The organism is Krasilnikovia sp. MM14-A1004 (genome assembly GCF_047159485.1).
Taxonomy (GTDB): Bacteria; Actinomycetota; Actinomycetes; order Mycobacteriales; family Micromonosporaceae; genus Actinoplanes.
Map to the genome: position 1 here is coordinate 1,311,063 of NZ_AP038773.1, position 26,432 is coordinate 1,337,494.

The window sequence follows — 26,432 nt, forward strand, 5'->3', positions numbered from 1 at the left end:
CGGATGACCGTGACCATATGGTGTCCTACGGTGGCGGCGTGCCGTTGTTTCCCATTCCGCGGGTCGTCGCCGTTGTCGGACCCACCGCCGCCGGCAAGTCGGCGCTGAGCATCGCCCTGGCCCGTGAGCTGGGCGGCGAGGTGGTCAACGCCGACTCCATGCAGCTCTACCGCGGCATGGACATCGGTACGGCCAAACTGACCACCACGGAACGCGCCGGCGTGCCGCACCACCTGCTGGACGTGTGGGACGTGACCGAGCCCGCCAGCGTCGCCGAGTACCAGCGGCTGGCCCGCGCGGCGGTCGACGACATCCTCGCCCGCGGCCGGGTCCCCCTGCTGGTCGGCGGCTCCGGCCTGTACGTACGCGCCGTACTCGAAGAATTCACCTTTCCCGGTACCGACCCCGCGATCCGGGCCCGGCTGGAGGCCGAACTCGCCGAGGTCGGGCCGGGCGTGCTGCACCACCGCCTGGCCGGGCTCGACGCGGCGGCCGCCGAGCGGATCCTGCCCAGCAACGGGCGCCGCATCGTGCGCGCCCTGGAGGTGATCGAGCTGACCGGTGCGCCGTTCACCGCGGCGCTGCCCGATCCGGTGCCGTACTACGACAACGTGCAGCTCGGCGTCGACCGCGAGACCGCCGAGCTGGACGCCCGCATCGCCGAGCGGGTCCACCTCATGTGGGCGTCGGGGCTGCTCGACGAGGTCCGCGACCTGGCCGGCCGGGGCCTGCGCGAGGGCCGTACGGCCAGCCGGGCGCTCGGCTACCAGCAGGCACTGGCCCAGCTCGACGGGGCGTTCTCCGAGGAGCAGGCCCAGCAGGAGACCATCGCAGCGACGCGGCGCTTCGTCCGCCGCCAGCGCTCCTGGTTCCGCCGCGACCCGCGCGTGCACTGGCTCGACGCGGCGTCGGACACCCTCGGCGAGGCCGCCATGGCCGCCCTCGCCGCGGTTGCGCGATGATGGACCGCGTGTTGTTCACCAAAGGCCACGGCACGGGCAACGACTTCGTGATCCTGCCCGACCCGGACGGCGTGCAGGGCCTGACGCCCGAGCTGGTCGCCGCGCTGTGCGACAGGCACCGCGGGATCGGCGGGGACGGCGTGCTGCGCGTCGTGCGCACCGCCAAGCACCCCGAGGCCGCCGGGATGGCCGCCGACGCCGACTGGTTCATGGACTACTGGAACGCCGACGGCTCGTTCGCCGAGATGTGTGGCAACGGCGTCCGCGTCTTCACCCGCTACCTGGTGACCAGCGGCCTGGCCACGCCGGGCCCGGCGGGCCTGCCGGTGGCCACCCGGGCCGGCGTCGTGCGCGCGCTGGTCGGCCCGGCCGAGATCAGCGTCCACATGACCACCCCGCGGGTGTACGCGGCGAGCACCGCGTCCGTGGGCGCGCTGACCGTGCCCGGGATGGCCGTGGACTGCGGCAACCCCCACCTGGTCTGCGGGCTGCACGACGGTGTGCCCTTGGACGGCCTGGACCTGACCGTGGCCCCGGCGTTCGACCCGGGCGTCTTCCCCGGCGGCACCAACGTCGAGTTCGTCACGGCGGCCGAGCCGCTGCCGGGCACCGACCTGCACGTGCGCATGCGGGTGTACGAGCGCGGCTCCGGCGAGACCCAGTCGTGCGGCTCGGGCGCGCTGGCCGTCGGCGCGATGGCGTTGCGGGAGGCCGGTCTGGACCTCGGTGTGGTGGCCGTGGACCTGCCCGGCGGCCGGTTGACGGTCACGGCGGACGAGCAGGGCCGCTGGTGGCTGGCCGGTCCGGCCGTGCTGGTCGCTTCGGGCGAGGTCGACCCCGCGGCCCTGGGCACCGCGGCTGACGCTCCGGCGGACCAGGGCGTTCCCGCCGACCCGGCGGCCCGGCCCTGATGGGAGTGGCCGACCAGCGCCTGGAAGGGGCCGCGGGCGCGGTGCTGCATCGGGTGGCCCATCGCGGTTACTCCGCCGTCGCTCCGGAGAACACTCTGCCCGCCCTCGCCGCCGGGGTGCTGGCCGGCGCCACCTTCATCGAGTTCGACGTGCGGACCAGCGCGGACGGGGTGCCCGTGGTGATCCACGACCGGACGGTCGACCGCACCACGAACGGCACCGGCTTCGTCTGGGAGCTGACCGCCGCCGAGCTGACCGCCCTGGACGCCGGATCCTGGTTCTCCCCGGCTTACGCGGGCACCCCCGTGCCGACCCTGGCGCAGGCCCTCGACCTGCTGCACCCGTCCATGGCCGGGCCCGACGGTGCCGTGGAGCTGCTGCTGGAGATCAAGCCGCCCGCGTCGCTGGAACAGGTCCGCGCGATCCTCGATCTGGTCGCCGAGCGGGACCTGTCGGCCCGTACTGTCGTGCAGAGTTTCGACAAGGAGGTCGTGCGCCGCGCCGGTGAGGCCGCGCCCGACGTGCGCCGCGGACTGCTGCGTGAGCCGTTCGATCCCGACCAGGTCACGGTCGCCAAGGAACTGGGCGCGGTGTTCTGCAACCCGTCCGTCGCCGACGTGATCGCCGAGCCGGGCACCGTGGCCGCCCTGGCCGACGTCGGCGTGGCGGTCATGCCGTGGACGGCCAACGACCCGGCCGACTGGGCCGTCCTGGTGGCGGTCGGGATCGCCGGCCTGATCACCGACCGCGTGGGCGAACTGACCGGCTGGGCGGCCGGCACGTTCCAGGGGTGAGCCATCCCGCTCAGTCCGGTGCGGGCACGTGCCAGAGCGCGCTGACCGGCATTGCCCGTAGCCGTTCCGCGAACGGGAGCGTAGCGGTGCCCGTGTGCCGCAGTTCGGGACCAGCGCTGAAAACCGCGTCGATGAAGCTGTCGGGCGTACCGTCGATCTCGCCCTGGGAGAACGGCCGCAGCTCGATCGTTTCCATCCGGCCGGGCAGTGCGTCCGGTGCGGCAACCATGCCGAACAGCCGAGACGAGCCCGTGAGCAGATCGCGCCCGGGTCGAGGGTCCTCGTCGACGGACGACTTGATCGCCAGCAACAGCTCGGGAACTCGCTGGATCTCGTCGATGGCCAACAGGTCGGGCGAGTCGACGAAGCCCACCGGATCGCTGAGCGCCGCGGCCCGGTCCGGTTCGCGGTCCAGGTCGCGGCGCTCGGTGAGCCGGTCGCCGGCCACCACACGGACGAGGGTGCTCTTGCCCGACTGGCGCGCCCCGGTGATCAAGACGTTTCGCGTCACTCGCATGTTCGATTTGCGGCGCCTCGGCGTTCGGCCCCGAGACTGCCCGGTCGTTGCCGTGGAGCCTGCCGGGGTCAGAAGGTCTCCGCGGGTGCCTCGTCGAGTTCCTCGGGTGGCACCGCGCCCGGCCCGGTCGGGACCGGGTGTCCCTTGACCGTGGCGCGGATCGCGGCCGCCACCGCCGGGGTGACCCGCGCGTCGAACACGCTCGGGATGATCACCGTGGGGTTCAGCTTGTCGTCGCCGACGACGTTCGCGATCGCCATGGCCGCGGCCAGCGCCATCTCCTCCGTGAACTCCTCGGCACTGACGTCGAGCATGCCCCGGAACACACCCGGGAACGCCAGCACGTTGTTGATCTGGTTCGGCTGGTCGGAGCGGCCGGTCGCGACCACCGCCGCGTGCCGCCGGGCGGCCCGCGGGTCCACCTCGGGGTCGGGGTTCGCCAGTGCGAACACGATCGACTTGTCGGCCATCTTCGCGATGTCGTCCCCGGTGAGCAGATTCGGGGCGCTGACCCCGATGAACACGTCCGCGCCCGCGATCGCCCCGGGCAGGTCGCCGGAGTAGCCGTCGCGGTTGGTGTGCTCGGCCAGCCACTGCCAGGTCGGCGTCAGGTCGGGCATGCCGCGGTGCAGGGCACCCAGCCGGTCGTACGCGATGATGTCCCCGACGCCCTGACGCAGCAGCAGCTTCATGATCGCCGTACCCGCGGCCCCGGCCCCGGAGACGACCACCTTGACGTCCGCGAGCCGCTTGCCCACGACGCGCAGCGCATTGGTGAGAGCGGCCAGTACGCAGATGGCGGTGCCGTGCTGGTCGTCGTGGAAGACCGGGATGTCCAGCGCCTCGCGCAGCCGCATCTCGATCTCGAAGCACCGCGGCGCCGCGATGTCCTCCAGATTGATCCCCCCGTACGCGGGGGCGATCGCCTTGACGATCTGCACGATCTCGTCGGTGTCCTGGGTGTCCAGTACCACCGGCCAGGCGTCCACGCCGCCGAACCGCTTGAAGAGCGCCGCCTTGCCCTCCATCACCGGCATCGCGGCGGCCGGTCCGATGTTGCCCAGGCCCAGCACGGCGGAGCCGTCGCTGACCACCGCGACGGTGTTGCGCTTGATGGTGAGCCGCCGCGCGTCGGCCGGGTTCTCCGCGATGGCCATGCACACCCGCGCCACGCCCGGGGTGTACGCCCGGGACAGCTCGTCGCGGTTACGCAGCGCCACCTTCGACGACACCTCGATCTTGCCGCCGAGGTGCAGCAGGAACGTGCGGTCGGAGACCTTGCGGACGTCGACCCCGTCCAGGTCCTCCAGCGTCTTGACCACCTGATCGGCGTGGCCGGAGTCGGCGGTGTCGCAGGTGAGGTCGACCAGTACGCGGGTGGGGTCGGAGTCCACCACGTCCAGCGCCGTCACGATCGCGCCGGCCTCGCCGACACAGGTGGTGAGCCGGCCGATCGAGGAGGCGTCGGCGGTCACGGCGATGCGGATCGTGATCGAGAATCCTGCGCTGGGCAGGCGGGTGGTCAACACAGCTTTCCCTCCGGCGTTGGCGGGTACATCCTGGCATTGTCGCGCTTGCGGAATACTGCCAACGAAGCCGGTGGTTACCGGGGAGTCATACACCAATCGATAACGCCCGGCCCCGATATGTGGATGCGTCTCCACGGGCGGCATGCCACCATCGGGCCGAGGAGGTCACCCTTTTGCGAACCGAGCTTTTCGAACCCGACGTCACCACGGGCGAGCTGGAGCTGGAGGAACGGCATTCGCTGCGGCGGGTGGCCGGCCTTTCCACCGAGCTCACCGACATCACCGAGGTCGAGTACCGGCAACTGCGCCTGGAACGGGTCGTCCTGGTGGGCGTCTGGACAGAGGGCAGCGCCGCCGACGCGGACAACTCGCTGACCGAGCTGGCCGCGCTCGCCGAGACCGCCGGCTCGCAGGTGCTGGAGGGCCTCATCCAGCGGCGCAGCCGTCCCGACGCGGCCACCTTCATCGGCCGCGGCAAGGTCGACGAGTTGCGCGACATCGTCGTGTCGACCGGCGCGGACACCGTGATCTGCGACGGTGAGCTGTCCCCGTCGCAGCTGCGCAACCTGGAGCAGCAGACAAAGGTCAAGGTCGTCGACCGGACCGCGCTGATCCTGGACATCTTCGCCCAGCACGCCAAGAGCCGCGAGGGTAAGGCCCAGGTCGAGCTGGCCCAGCTGCAGTACCTGCTGCCGCGTCTGCGCGGCTGGGGCGAGACGCTGTCCCGCCAGTCCGGCGGCTCCGGCCGGGGCGGCGGCGCGGGCGGTGGCGTGGGCCTGCGCGGTCCCGGTGAGACGAAGCTGGAGACCGACCGGCGCCGGATCAACCACCGCATCGCGAAGCTGCGCCGCGAGATCAAAGCCATGCGCACCGTACGGCAGACAAAGCGCTCGCGCCGTTCCCAGGCGGGGGTGCCCGCCGTGGCGATCGCGGGCTACACGAACGCGGGCAAGTCCAGCCTGCTCAACCGGCTGACCCAGGCCGGGGTGCTGGTGGAGAACGCGCTGTTCGCCACGCTGGACCCGACCACCCGCCGGGCGGCCGCCGAGGATGGGCGGGTCTACACGCTCTCCGACACGGTGGGCTTCGTTCGGCATCTGCCCCACCAGATCGTCGAGGCGTTCCGCTCGACGCTGGAGGAGGTCTCGTACGCGGACCTGGTGGTGCACGTCGTCGACGGCGCCGACCCGGACCCGGAGGGTCAGGTGGTCGCGGTCCGTGAGGTGCTCAGCGAGGTGGGCGCCGACCGGATCCCCGAGCTGCTGGTGGTCAACAAGGTCGACGCCGCGGACGAGGAGACGCTGCTGCGCCTCAAGCGGATCTGGCCGGACGCGGTGTTCGCCTCGGCGCGTACCGGGGTGGGGATCGAGGACCTGCGGGCGGCGATCGCTCAGCGGTTGCCGCGGCCCGCGGTGGACCTGCGCGTCGTGCTGCCGTACGACCGGGGGGATCTGGTGGCCCGGATCCACCGCCACGGCCAGGTGCTGGGCACCGAACACACAGAGGCGGGCACGGAACTCCGGGTCCGGGTGGACGAGCAGCTGGCGGCCGAGTTGGCATCGTACCGGGCCTGAGTGTCCGGACTTGGCAGCAATCGGGCATAACGGACGCGCCAGACGTGAGTGCCCGGCCTGATCCACGCGTAACGCCAGCACGGGGCGCCGCATGCGACACTGGTCCGATGCGGCGTCTCGTGTTCTCGATCCTAGTGGCTGGTGGCCTGGTCATGGTGGGTGCCGGCAGCGCCCACGCCGTGCCCGCCCCGGTCGCCGCGGACGTGAAGGCGGTGCCCGCCAAGAAGCTCTGCAAGATCGAGGACACCCGTCTCACCGAGCTGTCCGGCCTGATCGCGACGACGAACGGCTTCATCACGGTCAACGACAGCTCGGAGCGGGAGAGCGAGAAGAAGGTCTTCTACCTCGACCAGGCCTGCAAGGTCACCAACGCCGTGCCCTACTCGGGCAAGGGTCCCCTCGACACCGAGGACATGGCGCTCTCCCGCGACCGCAAGACGCTGTGGATCGGCGACATCGGCGACAACGACAAGAAGCGCGCCACCATCGCGCTCTGGAAGATGCCCGCGACCGGCGCGAAGAGCCCCACGCTGTACCGGCTGAGGTACCCCGACGGCGCACACGACGCGGAGGGGCTGTTCGTCGACGGCGACGGCATCCCGGTCGTGGTGACCAAGGACGCGGGCAAGTCCGGCCTGTACAAGCCCGCCGCCGCGCTCAAGGCCGACAGCACCGACGGCGTGGCGCTGCGGCGGGTGGGTGAGGTCACCCTGCCTTCCTCCACCACGGCCAACCCGCTCGGACCGATCGGTCGGGTGGTTGCCACCGGCGCCGCGGTCTCCCCCGATGGCACCAAGGTCGTCATCCGCACCTACGCGGACGCCTTCGAATGGGACGTCAAGGGCGGCGACGTGGTGTCCGCGCTGAAGGGCACCCCGCGCCAGACGCCGCTGCCGAACGAACCGTTCGGTGAGTCGATCACGTACACCCCGGACGGCAAGGCGTACGTCACCGTGTCCGACATGGGGCAGGTCAGCGGGGACACGGCGAACTACCTGCTGCGGTACACCCCGGCCACCGAGGTCGCCACCGGGGAGGCGAAGGCGAAAGCGTCCCAGGACAACGCGAGCCCCGCCTGGTACTCCGACCTCAGTCTGAAGGACCTCACGTACATGGTGGGTGGCGTCGGGGTGCTCGGCGCCCTGCTCGTCGGGCTCGGCGTCACCGGCATCATGCGGTCCCGCAAGAAGTCGGCGCTCGAGCCGGTCTCGCCGGCCACCGTGACCGCGCCGAAGCCCATCGACGCCGAGACGGAGCTGCTGTCGGTCGGCGGACCGGCCGCGGCACCGATGGGTGCCCGGCCCCCCGGCGTCGGACCGGTGTACGGCGCCAACCGGAGCGGACCACCCGCCGGCGGCGTGTACGGCGCAAAGTCCCACCCGTCGGCTCCACCGCGCGGCGGTGTCTACTCCGGGGGACCGTCGGGCGGGGCCACGCCGGGCGGCCACCCGGGCGCGGCGCCGGGCCGTCCCGGACAACCCGGCGGGGCCCAGCCCGGCGGACCACAGCCCGGCGGACAGCAGCCCGGCGCCCGCCCGCCCGCCGGTCGGCCCGTGCCGCCCGGCGGACGTCCGATGCCGCCCGCTGGGGGCCGGCCCGCTCCACCTCCCGGACGCCCCGGACCGGGTGCCGCTCAGCCCGCCCGCCCCGGGCAGGGTGCCGGCCAGCCCGGCCGCCCCGGGCAGGGCGGCGGTCAGCCCGCCCGCCCCGGCGGCGGCGGTGTCTACGGCGCACCCCCGGCGGCGCCACCGCCGGGCAGCCGCCCCGGCGACAACCCGCTGCCGAACGGCTGGTTCGGCGCCGACGGCCGCCCGTCGGACGACGACCGACCGCCCGGCACGGGCCGCCAGTACGACCCGCCCGGCTACGGACGCTGACCCGCCGGGGACGCCGCCGTACCGTCAGACCCGGCGGAGCACTGCGACGACGCGCCCCATGATGGTCGCGTCGTCGCCGGGGATCGGGTCGAACGCCGGGTTCGCCGGCATCAGCCACACATGACCGTCCCGCTGGCGGTAGCTCTTGACGGTCGCCTCGCCGTCGATCATCGCGGCCACGATGTCGCCCGCGTTGGCGGTTGGCTGCTGCCGCACGACGACCCAGTCGCCGTTGCAGATCGCGGCGTCGATCATCGAATCGCCCTTGACCTCCAGCATGAACACGTCACCCTCGCCGACCAGCTCACGCGGCAGCGGGAAGAAATCCTCTACCGCCTGCTCGGCCAGGATCGGACCACCCGCGGCGATGCGCCCGACCAACGGCACGTAGGCCGGGGCGGGCCGGGCCGAACGCAGGGCGTCGTCGTCGGTCAGCTCGCTCGGGGTACGCACGTCGACCGCCCGTGGCCGGTTCGGGTCGCGCCGGAGGAATCCCTTGTTCTCCAACGCCTTCAGCTGATACGCCACGCTGGAGGGCGACACCAGCCCGACCGCCTCGCCGATCTCGCGCACGCTCGGCGGGTAGCCGTACCGCTCCACCCAGTCGCGGATGAATTCGAGGATGCGCCGCTGGCGCGCGGTCAACTCGGTGGTGACCTGCTCCGGGAACTGGCTGACCGGCGTCACGGCGCGCAGCTGCGGCTCGCCGCCGCGGGCCCGGCTCGGCGTGCGACGGCGGATGGCCGCCGAGGCGTTGGTGGGCTCGGGCTTCCTGCCCGGTTGATGCTGCCGGCTGGTCCGGTCGTCGGTCGACACGTCCGTCCGCCCTCCTGTCGGCCAGTGCCTGTCGGCACGTGGTGCGTCGCGGAGCCGGGAACGCCCGTGGGGATGGGTGTTCGTCCGGCTGACCCCTCTTGTGGCAGAACCGTATCGGCGCGGTCCGACATATTCAAACATCTGTACGACGTCGTTTGCGGCGTGTCGCCCATCCGTGCGTGACTTCCGTACGCCTGTTCTGGTACACCATCGTACGGGCGTTCGATCGAACGCCCGTACGAGGAGGGGGCGGTGGCATGGCGCCGAGCAGCGTGGCGACGGGCGGCACGGTGTCCAGCGGCATGGTGTCGAGCGGCATGGTGTCCAGCGGCATGGTGTCGCACGGTGCGGCGGTGGCCCGCGGTGCGGTGATCAGCGGTTATCCGCGGCCGCGGGGTGCGGTGCCGGCCGGCGTGCACCGGCCCCCGTTGCGGCTGACCCGTCGCGGTGAGCTCGTCGTGTTCCTGTTCTTCCTGGCGCTGGCCTCCCTGGCGAGCGTGGTGTTGTTCACCACGGCGTCCCACGCCGCCGCGCCGGTCCGGCCCGCCGCTCCGGCCTATGTCGTAGATCACGGCGAGCCCCGCGAACTGCCCCGGACGGGATGAAAACGGGACGCCGGTGATGCGGCGCGTAACCGGCGGCGCACCGGTCGTACGGCACGGGAAATATCGGCGCGGCGACCCGCCGTTGAACTTGCGTCGGCCTCGGCATCGGCCTAACGTCGACCCCAACATCTAGTAGTTACAAGGGTGTAAGTCATCCACAAGTTGGGGTCGGGGCCCCCGCTTCTCCGCACGCTCAGACACAGCGCGCGCCGGACTTGATCATGGCCGTGCTGCTGTTCGGCGTGCCCGGGGACAGGTGACCATACCCGGCGACAGGAGGACAGCGGTGCGGTGCCCGTACTGCCGGCATGCGGACTCACGCGTGGTCGACTCGCGCGAGGCCGAGGACGGCCAGCTGATCCGTCGACGCCGGTCCTGCCCCGAATGCGGCAAGCGGTTCACGACGGTCGAGGAGGCGGTGCTGGCGGTGGTCAAGCGCAGCGGCGTCACGGAACCCTTCAGCCGTACGAAAATCATGAGTGGGGTGCGCAAGGCGTGCCAGGGTCGTCCCGTGGACGAGGACGCCATCGCCCTGCTGGCTCAGAAGGTCGAGGAGACCATCCGCGCCAAGGGCGCCGCCGAGGTGCCCAGCCACGATGTCGGGCTGGCCATCCTCGGCCCGATGCGGGAGCTGGATCAGGTCGCCTACCTGCGGTTCGCCAGCGTCTACAAGGCGTTCGACTCGCTCGACGAGTTCGAGAAGGAGATCCACGCTCTGCGCGAGGCCCCCACGGAGTGCGACTCCGCGGCCCGGCACGCCGTCGCGTCCCGGCCCGCCGGCCGGCCACCCAAGATCAGTGACACGGCCGTCGCCCGGCCGCACTGAGCAGGACATGCGGCCGCCGTCCGGCCGCACGCAGACCTGAAGAACGAAACGCACAGCGCGTCGCGGCGGGCAGCCGCGGGGCACGACAAGGGGGAACACCACATGGCCGGTGACGGCATGGCAGCGGGAAGGCAGCGCACGCGCGCCAGCAGCGGGGGGACTGCGGTCAGCAGTTTGCGGCTCCGGCGGGTGTGGACGAAAGAGGGCGTCCACCCGTACGACGAGGTCGAGTGGGAGCGTCGCGACGTCGTCATGACGAACTGGCGCGACGGCTCGATCAACTTCGAGCAGCGCGGGGTGGAGTACCCCGGCTTCTGGAGCGTCAACGCCGCGAACATCGTCACCACCAAGTACTTCCGGGGCGCGGTCGGCACCCCGGAGCGCGAGTGGTCCCTGAAGCAGCTCATCGATCGTGTCGTGCGGACCTACCGCAAGGCGGGCGAGGAGCACGGCTACTTCGCCACCCCCGGTGACGCCGAGATCTTCGACCACGAGCTGACCTGGATGCTGCTGCACCAGGTGTTCAGCTTCAACTCGCCGGTCTGGTTCAACGTCGGCACCTCCTCGCCGCAGCAGGTCAGCGCCTGCTTCATCCTGTCGGTCGACGACTCGATGGACTCCATCCTGGACTGGTACAAGGAGGAGGGGCTGATCTTCAAGGGCGGCTCCGGCTCCGGGGTCAACCTGTCCCGGATCCGTTCCAGCAAGGAGCTGCTGACCTCCGGCGGCACCGCCAGCGGCCCGGTCAGCTTCATGCGCGGCGCGGACGCCAGCGCGGGCACGATCAAGTCCGGCGGCGCGACCCGGCGGGCCGCGAAGATGGTCATCCTCGACGTCGACCACCCGGACATCGAGGAGTTCGTCTGGACGAAGGCGCGCGAGGAGAACAAGATCCGCGCGCTGCGCGACGCGGGCTTCGACATGGACCTGGGCGGCTCCGACATCGTCAGCGTCCAGTACCAGAACGCCAACAACTCGGTACGGGTCAGCGACGAGTTCATGCGCGCCGTGGACGAGGGCGGCCAGTTCGAGCTGCGTGGCCGGCTCAACGGCGAGGCCATCGAGAGCATCGACGCCCGCAAGCTGTTCCGCGACATCGCCCACGCCGCCTGGGAGTGCGCCGACCCCGGCCTGCAGTACGACGACACCATCAACGACTGGCACACCAACCCGGAGACGGGCCGGATCACGGCGTCCAACCCGTGCTCGGAGTACATGTCGCTGGACGACTCGTCGTGCAACCTGGCGTCGCTCAACCTCATGAAGTTCCTGACCGCCGACGGCGGCTTCGAGGTGGAGAAGTTCGTCCAGAGTGTCGAGTTCGTGATCACCGCGATGGACATCTCCATCTGCTTCGCCGACTTCCCGACCGTGAAGATCGGCGAGACCACCCGCGCCTACCGCCAGCTCGGTATCGGGTACGCCAATTTGGGCGCGCTGCTCATGGCGTCGGGCCTGCCGTACGACTCGGAGGGTGGCCGCGGGCTGGCCGCCGCCATCACCTCGCTGATGACCGGCACGGCGTACCGCCGTTCCGCGGAGCTGGCCGGTGTGGTCGGCGCGTACGACGGGTACGCCCGCAACGCCGACGCGCACACGCGGGTCATGCGCAAGCACGCCGCCGCGAACGACGCCATCCGCCCGCAGGGCGCCGTGGCCACCGCCATCGTCCGCGAGGCGACCAAGCAGTGGCAGAGCGGCAACAAGATCGGGGAGAAGAACGGCTGGCGCAACGCCCAGGCGTCCGTGCTGGCGCCCACCGGCACCATCGGCCTGATGATGGACTGCGACACCACCGGCATCGAGCCCGACCTGGCCCTGGTCAAGTTCAAGAAGCTCGTCGGCGGCGGTTCGATGCAGATCGTCAACCAGACGGTGCCGCGCGCCCTGCGCAGCATCGGCTACCCCGAGGAGCAGGTAGAGGCGATCGTCGAGCACATTGCCGACCACGGCAACGTCGTCGACGCCCCCGGCCTCAAGCCGGAGCACTACCCGGTGTTCGACTGCGCCATGGGCGAGCGGTCGATCGCCCCGATGGGCCACGTGCGGATGATGGCGGCCGTGCAGCCGTTCATCTCCGGCGCGATCTCCAAGACGGTCAACATGCCGGAGTCGGCGACCGTCGAGGACATCGAGCACATCCACTTCCAGGGCTGGAAGCTGGGCCTCAAGGCGCTGGCCATCTACCGCGACAACTGCAAGGTGGGCCAGCCGCTGTCGGCGGCCAAGCCGAAGGCCGCGGCCGCCGAGGTGCCCGCCGTGGTGGAGAAGGCGGTCGAGAAGGTCATCGAGTACCGCCCCGTCCGCAAGCGCCTGCCCAAGAAGCGCCCGTCCGAGACGGTGTCCTTCTCGGTGGGTGGCGCGGAGGGCTACCTGACCGCGTCGTCGTACCCGGACGACGGCCTGGGCGAGGTCTTCCTGAAGATGTCCAAGCAGGGCTCGACGCTGGCCGGGGTGATGGACGCCTTCTCGGTGGCCATCTCGATCGGCCTGCAGTACGGCGTCCCGCTGGAGACGTTCGTCAGCAAGTTCACCAACATGCGTTTCGAGCCGGCGGGCATGACCGACGACCCGGACATCCGCATGGCGGCGTCGGTGATGGACTACATCTTCCGGCGGCTGGCGCTCGACTTCCTGCCGTACGACACCCGTGCCGAGCTGGGCATCTTCACCGCCAAGGAGCGGGCCGCCCAGATCCAGGCGGAGGCCGCTGCCGCCGCCGACATGGACCTGGCCGGCATGGCCGCCTCCGCCCCGGTGTCCGCGCCGGTCGGCGCGGCCGCCACCCCGTCGGCGCCCGCCCCGGTCGCCGCGGAGGAGGCACCGGCGTCGGTCGGCTCGTCGACGGAACTGCTGGAGGTCGTGCTCGGCACGTCCGCGGACGCGCCGCTCTGCTTCACCTGCGGCACCAAGATGCGCCCGGCGGGCAGCTGCTACGTCTGCGAGGGCTGCGGCTCCACCTCCGGCTGCTCCTGAGGATCAACACACTGACGGCGTGAGACGCCGTTGAGCGGGGTGGTCGGCCGCCGGGCCGGCCACCCCGCTGCGGTGAGCCGCCACCTCGCTGGGCGCACCCGCCACTCTGCTACTGCGAACACGCAGCCCCGCTGCGGTGAGCCGCCTCCTCAGCGACCATGTGACGGGGACGGTCGCGCGGCGCATCGAACTCGATCCACTCGGCGAGCTGGCGCCGGATGACGCTGGGCGATCATTACTTTAACGAGTAAGTTGAGGGGGTGAGCTCTGACGTGCGTGACCGGAATCGGGTAGAGATCGCGAAGGTCGCCGTCGGCGCCACCTTCGCTGTCAACGGTCTCGCGTTCGCGGGCTGGCTGGCCCGCGCCCCTGCGGTCCGCAACGATCTGCACCTCAGCCCGGCCGGATTCGGCCTGCTGCTGCTCTGCCTCTCCGCCGCCGCGATCGCCTCGATCCCGCTGGCCGGCCCGCTCGTGCACCGCGTCGGCCCGGCCCGCGCGGTGCTGCTCGGCAGCCTCTCCGTGGTACTCGGGCTCGTCCTGCTCGGGGCGGGCGCCGCGCTGGGCTGGGTGCCCCTGGCCGGCGTGGGCCTGATGTTCGCGGGGGCCGGCAACAGCACCTGGGACGTCGCCATGAACGTCGAGGGCGCCGATGTCGAGCGGCGCCTGGGCCGTACGATCATGCCCCGCTTTCATGCCGGCTTCAGCCTCGGCACCGTGGCGGGCGCCGGGGTCGGCGCCCTGGCCGCGACGATCGGGGTGCCGGTGTCGACCCAGCTGTGGGTCACGGCGGTGCTGGCCACGGCCGCGCAGCTGATCATCGTGCGGCGCTTCCTGCCGCACGCCGCCGTGCCCGCGTCGCAGCGCCGCCCGGCCGGGATCCGGCAGACCTGGCGCGAGCCCCGCACCCTGCTCATCGGCCTGATCATGCTGGGCTTCGGCTTCACCGAGGGCTCCGCGAACGACTGGCTGGCGATCAGCCTGGTCGACGGGTACGGCACGAGCGAGACCCTCGGCGCCATCGGCTTCGGCATGTTCGTGGCCGCGATGACCATGGGCCGGATGTTCGGCGTCCACGCCCTGCAACGCTGGGGCCGGGTGCCGGTGCTGCGGGCCACCGCGGGGTTGGCGCTGATCGGCGTGCTGTCCGTGGTGTCCGGCGTCGCGGTGCCGTTCGCCCTGGTCGGCGCGCTGTTCTGGGGCGTCGGTGCCTCGCTGGGCTTCCCGGTGGGCATGAGCGCCGCCGCCGACGACCCCGCCCGCGCGGCGATCCGGGTCTCCGTGGCGGGCTCCATCGGGTACGCCGCGTTCCTCTCCGGCCCGCCGCTCATCGGCTTCCTGGCCCAGCACGTCGGCATCCTGCACGCGCTGCTGGTGGTGCTGGCCGCCATCGCCCTCGGCCTGTACGCCTCCCGCGCCGCCCGCCCGCTGGTCGTGGAGCCGGACCACGCCGAGGTCTGACCGGGCGCTACCCGGCCGAGGCCAGGAAGTCCCCGATCAGCTGGGCGAGGGGCTCGGGCTGCTCGATCACCATCGCGTGCGAGGCGTCGTGCAGCTGCAGGTATCGCACCCGTGGGTTGGCCCGGGCGGCCGCCGTTACCTGATCGGTGAGGAAGCGGCGGTGGGCGGCGTACAGGTCGGCGAAGGGTTCCTCCTCGGGCAGGCTCCGGGTCGGCAGGACGGTCAGCAGCGGGCAGGGCATCGCGGCGTACACCGGGGTCAGGTCGAGCCCGGTCATCAGCTCGCGCAGCTGCCCGGCGGTCGCGGCCGAGGGACGCGTCGTCGTCTCGCCGTCGACATGCGCCAGGTTGCGCCGGAATCCCTCGATCCACACCTTCTCGTTGGCGCCCATGTCGCGCGCCGCCATCTGTTCGCGTTCCACCAGGTCGGGCAGTTCCTCGGCCGGGATCGTGCGGCCCATTCCGGCGTGCATCGCGTCGAACACCTGCGTCAGCCGGGCCAGCTCGCCGGCGGCCTTCTCCGGGTCGAGGCCGGGCAGCCGGTCCGGGCGGCTCGGCGGCGGGCAGCCGTCCAGGCTCACCACGCCGGGCGCCTCGGGATGCCGCTGGCCCCACAGGGCGGCCAGCATGCCGCCGAGGGAATGGCCGACCACCGCCGGGCGCTCCAGACCCAGGTGTACGGCCACCGCCGCGATGTCGCCCAGCGCCGCCTCCCACGACCACGGTCCGTCCCCCGAGCGGCCGTGCCCGCGCAGGTCCATGGTCACGACCCGGTGCCGGGGCCGCAGGGCCCGCGCCACCGTGGTCAGCGTCGCGAGGTTGCCGCCGGCGCCGTGCAGCAGCACCAATGGCGGCGCGTCGCCACCGAAGTCGCGTACGGCGATGGGCAGCTCGCCGGCGTCGACGAGACGGTCATTGATCATGTGCTTCCCCTTCGTTGCGTCCGGCGTCCCGCGCGCGCAGGCGGTCCCGGACGGCCGTGGCGGGCACCCCGCCGTCCGGATGACGGGGTAGTCGGCCCCGCTTGATCAGGTCGTGCACTCCCTGGCGGCTGATGCCCAGCATCGCCCCGGCCGTCGCGTACGAGACCCGCTCGGCGGCCGGGTGGCCGGCCCGGCGGGCCACGGTCTGCCCCAGCGGGGTGCGCCACCAGTCGAGTGGCGGGTCGAACGCCCGGTCGTCGGGATACAGGGTCGCGACGAGCCGTACGGCGGCCCGTACGGCGGCCTCGTCGTCGTCCCCGCGCATCGCGTCCGCCCACCGGCCCGCCCGGATCCGGACGAGGTGGCGCAGCGCCGCGACCGCGTCGTCGCCGTCGAGCAGGATGTCGAGGGGGTCGAGCAGCCGTACGTCGAGCAGGTGCACGATCTGCTCGACCAGTTCCCCGCGAGTGGGCACGGCCCCATCGTCGACCGCTTGACAAGTGATGTCAAGTTGGTAGCGTCGCACGCGTGGCGCACGAGAGCAGACCCCTGGCGCCGCGGCCCCTCACCGAGCCGCATCCGTCCCGGCTCGCGCCCGACCACCCGCGCCGCCCGGAGATCCTCGCCGCGCACGCCGACGCCCTCGCCGACGGCCGCCCCGGCTACCTCGACCCGGACACCGGCCTGTTCGTGCTCACCGCCGGGTTTCTCGCCGACCGCGGCACCTGCTGCGGGCGCGGCTGCCGTCACTGCCCGTACGTCGATGGTGCCTGACCCGGTATTCCCTCGCCGCCCGGCGCGAAGTACGGTGTGCCCCGATTCCATCGGGAGGACCCACGTGCGTTCGCGTCTCGCCGCGCTCGGCGCCGCCGCCACCCTGCTCACCCTCACGGGGTGCTCCGGCGGTGAGGCGAACGCGAGCCTGCCCCCGGTGCAGGTCGTCGAGCAGCCGGCCGCCTCCGCGGGCGGCGCGTGCATCCTGTGGGACTACGGCTTCATCCGGGACGCGATCGGCGTCACCTTCACCGTGGCGGGATCCGACCAGGTCGACGACACCTCCACCTGCGTGGTGCAGACAGAGAACGGCGACTACCCCACCCTCGCGCTGTCCGTGGTCGAGAGCACCAAGGCGGACGCGACGCTGTTCCTGCAGGACCTGATGCCCGCCAAGGCGACCCGGGTGAAGGGGCTCGGCAAGGCCGGATACCGGCTGCTGTCCGGTGCCTCCGGCGGGCACGGGCCCGGCGTCGAGGTCACCTGGCTCAGCGAGGCCGCGCAGCTGCAGACCCTGAAGTTCACCTTCGCGAAGGGCGCGAAGCAGGCTCAGGTGGATCAGATGTCGACGAAGCTGGTGTCGCTGGCCAAGGCGATGAACACCACGAAGGGCTGAACCCGCGCCTCAGTGCGCCGCGACGAACACCCGCGACGCCACCTCGCGCGGCAGCCGGATCTTGTCGCCCGAACGGTCGATCGTGACCGCGTCCCGTTCCTGCGCCACGGTCACTGTCGCGCCCGGGTCGATCCCGGCCGCGTGCAACTGCCGCAGCACCCCCGCGTTGGTCTGCACGCTCTCGCAGATGCGCCGCACCACCACGTCGCCGGAGAGGCCGGGGAACGCGAGATTGCGCTCAGCGCCCAGGCTCGCGGCCTCCGCGCGTTCCGTCGCCCCGGCGGTGCCGAACGCCTCCAGGCCCGGAATGGGATTTCCGTACGGCGAGCGGGTGGGCTTGTTGAGCAGCTCGTAGACCTTCTTCTCCACCGCGTCGCTCATCACGTGCTCCCAGCGGCAGGCCTCCTCGTGAGCCTCCTCGTAGGGCATGCCGATGACGTTGACCAGCAGCAGCTCCGCGAGGCGGTGCTTGCGCATGACAGAGACCGCGTGGGTCCGGCCCAGGTCGGTGAGCTGCAGGTGCCGGTCGCCCTCCACCGTGAGCAGGCCGTCGCGCTCCATCCGCGCGACCGTCTGGCTGACCGTGGGCCCGCTCTGGTGCAGCCGCTCGGCGATGCGGGCCCGCAGCGGGGGAACCCCCTCCTCCTCGAGCTCCAGGATGGTCCGCAGGTACATCTCGGTGGTGTCGACCAGATCATTCACGGTGGAGTCCTCCCACGGCGATATTACCCTCCGGCCGACAGCGGCCCTCGCGGCGAGCCGGGGCCCCAGCGGGGCGCGGCGGGCCGGTGGATCACCGGGGCGTGCGACGATGACGCCATGGCGGACGGCGTGCCCACGACGGTGGTCTGGGACCCGGCGCTGCTCGCGTACGACATGGGCGAGCACCCGATGAACCCGGTCCGGGTCGAGTTGACCATCGCGCTCGCCCGGGAGCTGGGCATCCTCGACCGGCCCGGCGTGCGGGTGGTCCCGGCCGAACCCGCCACCGAGGCGGCGCTGACCCGCGTGCACCGTCCCGACTACCTGGACGCGGTCCGGCAGGCGCCGCGCGACCCGTTCTTCGCCGGCTGGGGTCTCAACACCCCCGACAACCCCGTCTTCGACGGGATGCACGAGGCCAGCGCGCGGATCTGCGGCGCTTCGATCGCCGCGGCCGAGGCCGTCTGGTACGGCTCCAGCACGCGCGCGGTCAACGTGGCCGGTGGTCTGCACCACGCCATGCCCGCCCGCGCCGCCGGCTTCTGCGTCTACAACGACCCCGCGGTGGCCATCGCGCACCTGCTCGACCTCGGCGCCGAGCGGATCGCGTACGTCGACGTCGACGTGCACCACGGCGACGGGGTGCAGGCCGTCTTCTACGACGACCCGCGCGTGCTCACGGTCAGCCTGCACGAGACCCCGCTGGCGCTGTTCCCCGGCACGGGCTTTCCCGACGAGACGGGCGGCGCGGGCGCCGAGGGCACCGCGGTGAACGTGGCCCTGCCGCCCGGCACGGGCGACGGCGGCTGGCTGCGCGCGTTCCACGCGGTCGTCCCGTCCGTCGTCCGGGCGTTCGCGCCGCAGGTGCTGTTCACCCAGTGCGGCGCGGACGCCCACCGGCTCGACCCGCTGGCCGACCTGCGTCTGTCCGTCGACGGCCAGCGCGCCACCTACCTGGCGCTGCGCGACCTCGCGGACGAGGTCTGCGGCGGGCGCTGGGTGGCGACCGGCGGCGGCGGGTACGCGCTGGTCGAGGTGGTGCCCCGGGCCTGGACCCACCTGCTGGCCGTGGCCACCGGGCAGCCGCTGGCGCCGGGCACGGCCACCCCGCCCGCCTGGCGCAAACTCGCCGCGCAGCGCCGCCCCCGTGCCGACATCCCCGTCACGTTCACCGACGGCGTCGACCCGCCGGACGAGCGCTGGCAGCCCGGCACCGCCACCGACGCGGTCGACCGGGCGATCCTGGCGACCCGTACGGCGGTGTTCCCGCTACACGGCCTCGACCCGTACGACCCGAGGGACTGACATGATCCTCGACACCGGTGCCGACGTCCTGCTCTCCGACGGCAGCGCCGTCCACTTGCGCCCGATCAGCCCGGCCGACGCCGAGGCGATCGTCGAGCTGCACTCCCGGATGAGCGAACGCACCAGGTATCTGCGCTACTTCTCGCCGTACCCGCGGATCCCCGAGCGGGACCTGGAACGCTTCGTCACCGTGGACCACCGCGACCGCGAGGCGTACGTGGCGGTCAGCGGCCCGCGCATCCTGGCGGTCGGCCGCTACGAGCGGATGGGCCCGGACTCGCCCGACGCCGAGGTGGCGTTCGTGGTGGAGGACGCGTACCAGGGCCGGGGTATCGGGTCGGTGCTGCTGGAGTACCTGGCCGAGGCGGCCCGGGCCCACGGCATCCGCCGGTTCGTCGCCGAGGTGCTCCCGCAGAACGGCGGCATGCTGCGCGTCTTCAGCGACTTCGGCTACCAGATCCAGCGCCGCTACGCCGACGGCGTGGTGCACCTCGAATTCCCGATCGCCCCCACGGAACTGTCCCGCCAGGTGCAGGAGAACCGGGAGCAGCGCACCGAGGCGAGGTCGATCGCCCGGCTGCTCAGCCCGCGCGGCGTCGCCGTGTACGGGGCCAGCACCAGCGGCCTCGGCGTCGGCGCGGCGCTGCTGGCGGACCTGCGCGACGGCGGGTTCACCGGTGCGGTCGTGCCGGTGCACCCGAGCGCCGAGCGGGTCGCGGGGCGGCGGGCGTACCGGTCGGCGGCCGACGCGGGCGAGACGGTCGACGTGGCGCTCATCGCCGTACCCCCGGAACGGGTTTCGCAGGCCGTGGCGGACGCGGCCGCCGCCGGCGCGGGCGCCCTGGTGGTGGTGTCCGCGGGCTTCGCCGAGACCGGACCGGACGGCGCGGACGCGCAGCGTGCGCTGCTGGAACAGGCCCGGGCGGCCGGGATGCGGGTGGTGGGCCCGAACTGCCTGGGCATCGCCAACACCGACCCGACGGTACGGCTGAACGCCACGCTCGCGCCGACGCTGCCGGCCGCCGGGCGGGTCGGCTTCTTCAGCCAGTCCGGCGCGCTCGGGGTGGCCCTGCTCACCGAGGCGGACCGGCGCGGGCTCGGGCTGTCCAGCTTCGTGTCGGCCGGCAACCGCGCCGACGTCTCCGGCAACGACCTGTTGCAGTACTGGCAGGACGACCCGCGCACCGACGTCGTGCTGCTCTACCTGGAGACGTTCGGCAACCCGCGCAAGTTCGCCCGGCTCGCGCGCCGGATGAGCCGGATCAAGCCGATCGTGGCGGTGGCATCGGCGACCCGGCCGCCCGGACTGGCCGAGGACATGCCCGGTCCGGACGCGCACGCGGTCACCGCGCTGTTCGCCCGCTCCGGGGTGATCCGCGTCGACACCGTGCGGGAGCTGTTCGACGTCGGGGTGCTGCTGGCACACCAGCCGCTGCCCGCGGGCCGGCGCGTCGCCGTGGTCGGCAACTCGTCCGCGCTGTCCGGTCTCGCGGTCGCCGCCTGCCGTCCCAACGGTCTCGTGGTCGCCGACGGGTATCCGTGCGACCTGGGTCCGCAGGCCGGCGCCCACGAGTTCGCCGCGGCGCTGGCCGACGCCGAGGCCGACGAGGGGGTGGACGCGCTGGTCGTGGTGTTCGCGCCGCCGCTGCCGGGCCAGCTGCCCGACTCCGACGCGGACTTCGCGGTCGCCCTGTCCACGGTCGCGCTGGCGGGGGAGAAGCCGACCGTGGCGACGTTCCTGCTCGGACAGTTGCCGTCGCGGGTGCCGTCGTACCCGTCGATCGAGGAGGCGGTGCGGGCGCTGGGCCGGGTCGCCTCGTACGCCGACTGGCTGCGCCGCCCGCCCGGCCGGTATCCGGAACTGTCCGGAGTGGATCCCTCCGCGGCGCAGGTGCAGGGCCCGATCACCGAGCTGCTGGCCGCGTACGGCGTCCGGCTGGTCCCCTCCACGGCCGCCGGATCGTTGCCCGGCGCGCTGACCGCCGCGGAGCAGTGCGGCTATCCCGTGGCGCTGAAGGCGGCCCGTGGTTCCCTGCGCCACCGCATCGACCTCGGCGCGGTACGTCTCAACCTGGCCGACACGGCCGCCGTCCGCGCCGCGTACGGGGAACTGGAGGCGGCGTTCGGCCCTGTGGTGCTGGTGCAGTCGATGGTCGCACCCGGGGTGGCGTGCCGGGTGGAGGTGGCAGAGGATTCCGCGTTCGGCCCGGTGGTCGGTTTCGGGCTCGGCGGGGTGGCCAGTGAGCTGCTGGGGGACCTGGCGTGGCGGGCCGCGCCACTGACCGACTCGGCCGCCGCCGCGCTCGTCGACGAGCCGCGGGCGGCCCCGCTGTTGCACGGCTACCGCGGCTCGGCCCCGGTCGACCGGGACGCGCTGATCGACCTGCTGCTGCGGGCCGGGCGCCTGGCCGACGAACATCCGGGAATCCGTGCGCTGTCGCTGAACCCGGTCCTTGCCCGTCCCGACGGCCTCGACGTGCTGCACGCCACGGTCGAGGTGGGCACGGCCGGCGCCCGCCCGGACTCCGGCCCACGCCACCTCTGACCGCTGGCGCTCAGCTGGCGTACGCCTCCAGGCGACCGGCGCGCTCGGGGGAGCGCAGCTTGAGCATCGTCACCTTCTCGATCTGGCGGATGCGCTCACGGCTCAGGCCGAACTCGCGGCCCACCTCGTCGAGGGTGCGCTGGCGGCCGTCGTCGAGGCCGAAGCGCAGCCGGATCACCGCCGACTCCCGCTCCGACAGCGTGGAGAGCACGATCTCGACCTCGTTGCGCAGCTCGCCCTGGGCCAGGCCGTCACCCGGCTCGCCGCGCGGGTCGACCGCCGCGACGAAGTCGCCGAGGGCGCTCTCGCCGTCCTCGCCGACCGCCTGGTCCAGGCTGACCGGCTCCCGGTCGTACGAGATCAGCTCGATGACCTGGAACTCCGGTACGCCCATGGCCTTGGCGATCTCGGCGATGCTGGGCTCGCGGCCGAGCGAGGTCGCGAGGTCGCGGCGCGCGCGGACCATGCGGTTGACCTGCTCGACCATGTGTACGGGGATGCGGATGGTGCGGGCCTGGTCGGCCATGGCGCGGGTGATGGCCTGGCGGATCCACCAGGTGGCGTACGTGGAGAACTTGTAGCCCTTGGTGTAGTCGAACTTCTCGACCGCGCGGATCAGGCCGAGGTTGCCCTCCTGGATCAGGTCGAGGAACGCCATACCCCGCCCCGTGTAGCGCTTCGCGATGCTGACGACGAGCCGCAGGTTGGCCTCGAGCAGGTGGTTCTTCGCGGCCTTGCCCTCGGCGACGATGATCTCCAGCAGTCCGGCGACGTCTGCGTCGGCGGTGGGGAGCTTCTCCTCGGCGTAGAGGCCGGCCTCGATCCGCTTGGAGAGGGTCACCTCCTCGACCGCGGTGAGCAGGCGGGTCCGACCGATGCCGTTGAGGTACGCCCGGACGAGGTCGGCGGAGACGCCGCGCTCGTCGGTGGCGTCAAGGTCGGCCAGGGCCTCGACACTGTCTGTCATGATGCCGTCAGCGGCTTCTTCCGCCATGGACTCCATCGCCTTCATCTGCAGGACCACTTTCAGTCCCCTCCCCGCGTGAACTCGGTGCATTCCCAGCCCGCATTCGTGCCGGTGATCAAAGCTTGGCGCGGCAGGCGTTAAGCCGAGGTGAGGCAAGCGTCCGGGTGGCATGAATCCGGGAGAACCCTGAGGTCGTGAACCCGACAGGCCGCCCGAATTGGCGGGACATATGGGGAACGAGGACCCGTTGGTAAGAGGCCGATAATGTGTTCCGGAACGACACACGAAGGGAAGGTCCGTGGTCTTCAAACGGATGATGCGGGCACTCGGCGTCGGTGGCCCGTCCGTGGAAACGGTGCTCGCCAACCCCAACTGTCGGCCCGGAGGCTACCTCGAAGGTCACGTTCAGGTGATCGGCGGCGAACACTCGGTGGACATCGAGTACGTGTCGCTGGCGCTCGTCACCCGCGTCGAGGTCGAGAGCGGCGACAGCGAGTACAACACCAACCAGGAGTTCCACAAGCAGCGCCTCACCGGTGCCTTCAAGCTTGACCCGGGCCAGCGCCACGACCTGCCGTTCCGTTTCGACGTGCCATGGGAGACCCCGATCACCGATCTGTACGGCCAGCACCTGCACGGCATGACGATGGGCCTGGCCACCGAGCTCGAGGTGGCCCGGGCCGTCGACAAGGGCGACCTCGACGCGGTCGCCGTGCACCCGCTGCCGGCGCAGGAACGGATCCTCGAAGCGCTGCAGCGGTTGGGTTTCCGCTTCAGCAAGGCCGACGTCGAGCGCGGCTCGATCTACGGGGTGCACCAGACGCTGCCGTTCTACCAGGAGATCGAGTTCTACCCGCCCGCGGCGTACGCCGGCGGCATCAACCAGCTCGAGGTCACGTTCGTGGCCACCCCGCACAACCTGCAGGTCGTCCTCGAACTCGACAAGCGCGGCGGCATGTTCACCGAGGGCCACGACGCGTTCGGCCGCTTCGACGTCGACTACCACACCGTCGACCAGGTCGACTGGGCCGGACAGCTCGACGGCTGGCTGCGCCAGTCCGCCCAGCGCCGCGGGCTGTTCTTCTAGCCCTACAGCTCCAGCAGGACGGTACGCGGGCCCACGTTCACGCTCTCCACGAGCATGTGGGCCCGGAACCGGCCGGTGGCCACGGTCGCGCCGCGGGCGCGCAGCGCCTCCACGAACGTGGTCACCAGCGGTTCCGCCACCTCGGCGGGGGCGGCGGCCGCCCAGGTCGGGCGGCGTCCCTTGCGGGCGTCGCCGTACAGGGTGAACTGGCTGACCACCAGCAGCGGGGCGCCCACGTCGGCGGCCGATGCCTCGTCGTCGAGCAGGCGCAGCTCGTACACCTTGCGGGCCATGGTCTGCGCGGTCGCGTCCGTGTCGTCGTGGGTGACGCCGAGCAGGACCAGCAACCCGTCCGTGATCTCGCCCACGACCGCACCGTCCACGGTGACGCTCGCCCGGCTCACGGTCTGCACCAGCGCCCGCATCAGCGACTCCTCTCCGTCGCGCCGCCGGATCATCGCGGCGCGAGTCGCGGGTCATTGTCGCCGACATCGCGCCGGGGACCGGACCTGATCGGCGGCGCGCCGCGGGTGCCCGGCTCCCGCCCCGTGAGGCGGCCGCCGCGGGAAACGCCGGACCTGCGACGATGGACGGCATGACGATCACGCTGCCGATCGACGCCGAGGCCAACAAGCTGCTGTCCACCGATCCGCTGGCGCTGCTGGTCGGCATGGTGCTCGATCAGCAGGTGCCGCTGGAGAAGGCGTTCAGCTCGCCGTACGTCCTTGCGCAGCGGCTCGGCCACGCGCCCACCGCGCGGGAGCTGGCGGAGTTCGACGGTGACGCGCTCATCGAGATCTTCGCGACGCCGCCCGCGCTGCACCGCTTCCCCAAGGCCATGGCGACGCGGGTGCAGGACGTGTGCCGGGTGCTGGTGGCCGAGTACGACGGCGACGCCGCGAACCTGTGGGCCGACGTCCGGGACGGCGCGGAGCTGCTGCGCCGCGTGGGCTCGCTGCCCGGGTTCGGCAAGCAGAAGGCGCAGATCTTCACGGCCCTGCTCGGCAAGCAGTACGGCGTGCAGCCGGACGGCTGGCGCGAGGCCGCCGGGGCGTACGGCGAACAGGGTTCCTACCGGTCGGTGGCGGACATCGTGGACGACGACTCGCTGACCCGGGTGCGCGCCTACAAGAAGGAGATGAAGGCCGCGGCGAAGCGGGCCGACTGAGCCCCCGTCGATGCTGTGCAGCCGGGTGGGTCCGGTGCGAGTATGAAGAGTCGATCGGAGTCACCCGTGAAAAAGCAGCCGGACCGGCCGGTGTTGATCACCGATGCGGCCCTCAGCCAGAGTGACCAGCTCCGCAGCCGGCAGATCCGCTACGTGACCATGATGGGTCTCCGGGCGGGTTGCCTCATCCTGGGAGCCGTCCTGATCAGTGCCAAGGTGCCACTGCTCCCGCTGTGGCTCATCCTGTGCGCGGCCGGGATGGTCTTCCTGCCCTGGGCTGCCGTACTCATCGCCAACGACCGCCCGCCCAAGACCAAGGCCGAGCGGTACGAGGCGCGCAACCGGTCACGTCCTCAACCCGCCCTCGACCGCTACTCGGCGGAGCAGAACGAGCAACGCACGATCGACGCCGACGACTGAACTACGGACCCCTTGGTGCGGGTCACCACCGGCCTCGGCCCACTCCTGCCCGACAGCCGGATCTCTACCAGCCCCGCCCCACCCCTGCGAGGCCGCGGTCCGGCGTCGCCGCGGCGAGCCCTCCGGGCCCAGCCGTGCACCGGTGTGGGCTCAGGGGCGGGCGCCGACCCGGCAGACGGCCTCGGCGCCGAGCGCGGCCCCGGCCGCGAGAGCGGCTCGTGGGTCCCCACCGGCACACCACGCGACCAGAAGTCCAGCCGCGAACGCGTCACCCGCCCCGGTCGGATCCACCACCGGCACGCGAGGCGCCGGCACCATCTCGGGCATGCCGTCCCGCGACGCCCAGACGGCCCCCGCGCCGCCGCTCTTGACCACCACGTTGCGGGCCACCCCGGTCAAGGCCCCGGCCTGCTCCTGTGCCGTGCCGGGACCGGCCAGCACCGCCGCCTCGTCGGCGTTGCACAGCAACAGGTCGGTCCCGCGTACCCAATCGAGGAAGGCCGCGGCCCCGGCCCGCCGCAGCGGGCCCGCGGAGGCGGCGTCGACGCTCGTGGTCAGGCCCCGCGTGCGGGCCGCGGCCAGGGCGGCCAGCCCGCCCGGCCGGGAGCGGGCATCGAGCAGCGGATACCCGGACAGATGCAGGTGGGTCGCGGCCGGCGTGGCGGCGACAGCCTCGGCGACATCATCCGGGTCCAGCAGCAGCGCCGCGCCGCGGTCGGCCAGCATGGTGCGCTCCTGCGCGGTGGCGAGCACCACGACACTGCCCGTGGCGGCGCCCTTGTGGGCGCGCACGGCGCAGCGCACCCCGCGCACGGTCAGCTCGGCGACCCGCTCCCGCCCGGCCGGGTCCTCGCCGACCGCCGCGACCAGGGTGACCGCGCAGCCTGCGTGAGCCAGCCAGGCGGCCGTGTTGGCGGCCTGGCCGCCGCCGGTCAGGGTGATCGCCGCGTCGGTGTCCGTCCCGGCCTCGATCGCCCTGTCGTGCACCACGAGCACATCGGTGACCAGGTCACCGACCACGATCACACCCGGCTTGCCCGGCGTGCCCTCGCTGCGCTCGTGGCCCTGGCTGCGCTCGG

24 protein-coding genes and 1 pseudogene are annotated in these 26,432 nt (G+C 72.3%); 16 read left to right on the forward strand and 9 right to left on the reverse strand.

The features are described from left to right. Positions 1-17: 17 nt before the first annotated feature. Genes miaA through ACMCNN_RS06120 form a run of 3 tightly spaced genes read left to right on the forward strand, consistent with a single transcriptional unit; the run spans position 18 to position 2,667 of the window. Entirely contained in the window at positions 18-962 is a 945-nt protein-coding gene (gene miaA / locus ACMCNN_RS06110; protein ID WP_412745187.1) for a tRNA (adenosine(37)-N6)-dimethylallyltransferase MiaA, read from the forward strand. 8 nt (positions 963-970) lie between these two features. After that, the gene (dapF, locus tag ACMCNN_RS06115) at positions 971-1,873 is read left to right on the forward strand and encodes a diaminopimelate epimerase (protein WP_412745188.1); all 903 of its coding nucleotides are present in this window, start codon (positions 971-973) and stop codon (positions 1,871-1,873) included. Between the two features lie 5 nt (positions 1,874-1,878). After that, positions 1,879-2,667, forward strand: coding sequence for a glycerophosphodiester phosphodiesterase (locus ACMCNN_RS06120; protein ID WP_412745189.1), 789 nt, complete (start codon positions 1,879-1,881; stop codon positions 2,665-2,667). A gap of 94 nt (positions 2,668-2,761) precedes the next feature. Here the strand turns inward: ACMCNN_RS06120 and ACMCNN_RS06125 are convergent. Next, positions 2,762-3,184, reverse strand: a pseudogene (locus ACMCNN_RS06125) (AAA family ATPase); the annotation flags it as partial. A gap of 68 nt (positions 3,185-3,252) precedes the next feature. Then, positions 3,253-4,713 (reverse strand): NAD-dependent malic enzyme, encoded by a 1,461-nt coding sequence (locus ACMCNN_RS06130; RefSeq protein ID WP_412745190.1) that lies wholly within the window; start codon positions 4,711-4,713, stop codon positions 3,253-3,255. Positions 4,714-4,808: 95 nt separating this feature from the next. Between ACMCNN_RS06130 and hflX the strand changes: the two genes are divergently transcribed. Beyond that, the gene (gene hflX, locus ACMCNN_RS06135; RefSeq protein WP_412747078.1) at positions 4,809-6,287 is read left to right on the forward strand and encodes a GTPase HflX; all 1,479 of its coding nucleotides are present in this window, start codon (positions 4,809-4,811) and stop codon (positions 6,285-6,287) included. 107 nt (positions 6,288-6,394) lie between these two features. Continuing rightward, positions 6,395-8,164: a hypothetical protein gene (locus ACMCNN_RS06140; protein ID WP_412745191.1), complete on the forward strand. Its 1,770-nt coding sequence runs from the start codon at positions 6,395-6,397 to the stop codon at positions 8,162-8,164. A 24-nt stretch (positions 8,165-8,188) separates the two neighbouring features. Here ACMCNN_RS06140 and lexA read toward each other — a convergent pair whose 3' ends face one another. Continuing rightward, positions 8,189-8,980, reverse strand: coding sequence for a transcriptional repressor LexA (gene lexA / locus ACMCNN_RS06145; RefSeq protein WP_412745192.1), 792 nt, complete (start codon positions 8,978-8,980; stop codon positions 8,189-8,191). A gap of 257 nt (positions 8,981-9,237) precedes the next feature. Here lexA and ACMCNN_RS06150 point away from each other — a divergent pair, with 257 nt between their 5' ends. From ACMCNN_RS06150 to ACMCNN_RS06165, 4 genes are all read left to right on the forward strand, one after another. After that, positions 9,238-9,585, forward strand: coding sequence for a hypothetical protein (locus ACMCNN_RS06150; RefSeq protein WP_412745193.1), 348 nt, complete (start codon positions 9,238-9,240; stop codon positions 9,583-9,585). A 286-nt stretch (positions 9,586-9,871) separates the two neighbouring features. Continuing rightward, complete coding sequence (gene nrdR / locus ACMCNN_RS06155) at positions 9,872-10,411, forward strand: transcriptional regulator NrdR (protein WP_412745194.1); 540 nt, start codon at positions 9,872-9,874, stop codon at positions 10,409-10,411. Positions 10,412-10,513: 102 nt separating this feature from the next. Further along, the gene (locus tag ACMCNN_RS06160; protein ID WP_412745195.1) at positions 10,514-13,387 is read left to right on the forward strand and encodes a vitamin B12-dependent ribonucleotide reductase; all 2,874 of its coding nucleotides are present in this window, start codon (positions 10,514-10,516) and stop codon (positions 13,385-13,387) included. Between the two features lie 272 nt (positions 13,388-13,659). Then, entirely contained in the window at positions 13,660-14,847 is a 1,188-nt protein-coding gene (locus tag ACMCNN_RS06165; protein WP_412745196.1) for an MFS transporter, read from the forward strand. Between the two features lie 7 nt (positions 14,848-14,854). Here the strand turns inward: ACMCNN_RS06165 and ACMCNN_RS06170 are convergent, their stop codons facing one another. Beyond that, positions 14,855-15,769: an alpha/beta fold hydrolase gene (locus tag ACMCNN_RS06170; RefSeq protein WP_412745197.1), complete on the reverse strand. Its 915-nt coding sequence runs from the start codon at positions 15,767-15,769 to the stop codon at positions 14,855-14,857. Beyond that, the gene (locus ACMCNN_RS06175) at positions 15,759-16,244 is read right to left on the reverse strand and encodes a hypothetical protein (RefSeq protein ID WP_412745198.1); all 486 of its coding nucleotides are present in this window, start codon (positions 16,242-16,244) and stop codon (positions 15,759-15,761) included. The genes ACMCNN_RS06170 and ACMCNN_RS06175 overlap by 11 nt, the downstream gene beginning before the upstream one ends. A 53-nt stretch (positions 16,245-16,297) precedes the next feature. Here ACMCNN_RS06175 and ACMCNN_RS06180 point away from each other — a divergent pair, with 53 nt between their 5' ends. Next, on the forward strand, positions 16,298-16,543 hold the full coding sequence (locus ACMCNN_RS06180; protein WP_412745199.1) for a DUF5522 domain-containing protein: 246 nt from the start codon (positions 16,298-16,300) through the stop codon (positions 16,541-16,543). A 64-nt stretch (positions 16,544-16,607) separates the two neighbouring features. Beyond that, complete coding sequence (locus ACMCNN_RS06185) at positions 16,608-17,159, forward strand: hypothetical protein (RefSeq protein WP_412745200.1); 552 nt, start codon at positions 16,608-16,610, stop codon at positions 17,157-17,159. A gap of 9 nt (positions 17,160-17,168) precedes the next feature. Here the strand turns inward: ACMCNN_RS06185 and ACMCNN_RS06190 are convergent, their stop codons facing one another. After that, positions 17,169-17,861: a metal-dependent transcriptional regulator gene (locus tag ACMCNN_RS06190; RefSeq protein ID WP_412745201.1), complete on the reverse strand. Its 693-nt coding sequence runs from the start codon at positions 17,859-17,861 to the stop codon at positions 17,169-17,171. Positions 17,862-17,978: 117 nt separating this feature from the next. Between ACMCNN_RS06190 and ACMCNN_RS06195 the strand changes: the two genes are divergently transcribed. Further along, a complete protein-coding gene (locus ACMCNN_RS06195; RefSeq protein ID WP_412745202.1) occupies positions 17,979-19,166 on the forward strand; it encodes an acetoin utilization protein AcuC in 1,188 nt (395 codons plus the stop codon). A 1-nt stretch (position 19,167) separates the two neighbouring features. After that, positions 19,168-21,711, forward strand: coding sequence for a GNAT family N-acetyltransferase (locus tag ACMCNN_RS06200; protein ID WP_412745203.1), 2,544 nt, complete (start codon positions 19,168-19,170; stop codon positions 21,709-21,711). 10 nt (positions 21,712-21,721) lie between these two features. Here the strand turns inward: ACMCNN_RS06200 and sigB are convergent, their stop codons facing one another. Continuing rightward, a complete protein-coding gene (gene sigB, locus ACMCNN_RS06205; RefSeq protein WP_412747079.1) occupies positions 21,722-22,705 on the reverse strand; it encodes an RNA polymerase sigma factor SigB in 984 nt (327 codons plus the stop codon). Positions 22,706-22,976: 271 nt separating this feature from the next. On the opposite strand from sigB, the gene ACMCNN_RS06210 reads away from it, so the two are divergent. Then, on the forward strand, positions 22,977-23,765 hold the full coding sequence (locus ACMCNN_RS06210; protein WP_412745204.1) for a sporulation protein: 789 nt from the start codon (positions 22,977-22,979) through the stop codon (positions 23,763-23,765). Between the two features lie 2 nt (positions 23,766-23,767). Here ACMCNN_RS06210 and dtd read toward each other — a convergent pair whose 3' ends face one another. Beyond that, positions 23,768-24,190 (reverse strand): D-aminoacyl-tRNA deacylase, encoded by a 423-nt coding sequence (gene dtd, locus ACMCNN_RS06215; RefSeq protein WP_412745205.1) that lies wholly within the window; start codon positions 24,188-24,190, stop codon positions 23,768-23,770. A gap of 170 nt (positions 24,191-24,360) precedes the next feature. Between dtd and ACMCNN_RS06220 the strand changes: the two genes are divergently transcribed. Both ACMCNN_RS06220 and ACMCNN_RS06225 read left to right on the forward strand, forming a co-directional pair. Further along, positions 24,361-24,933 carry an HhH-GPD-type base excision DNA repair protein gene (locus ACMCNN_RS06220; protein WP_412745206.1) on the forward strand — a complete coding sequence of 191 codons (573 nt, stop codon included), beginning with the start codon at positions 24,361-24,363 and terminating at the stop codon, positions 24,931-24,933. Between the two features lie 66 nt (positions 24,934-24,999). Further along, a complete protein-coding gene (locus ACMCNN_RS06225; protein ID WP_412745207.1) occupies positions 25,000-25,353 on the forward strand; it encodes a DUF3099 domain-containing protein in 354 nt (117 codons plus the stop codon). Positions 25,354-25,503: 150 nt separating this feature from the next. Here the strand turns inward: ACMCNN_RS06225 and ACMCNN_RS06230 are convergent, their stop codons facing one another. Beyond that, positions 25,504-26,379, reverse strand: a complete 876-nt coding sequence (locus tag ACMCNN_RS06230) for a carbohydrate kinase family protein (protein ID WP_412747080.1) — start codon at positions 26,377-26,379, stop codon at positions 25,504-25,506. Positions 26,380-26,432: the final 53 nt, after the last annotated feature.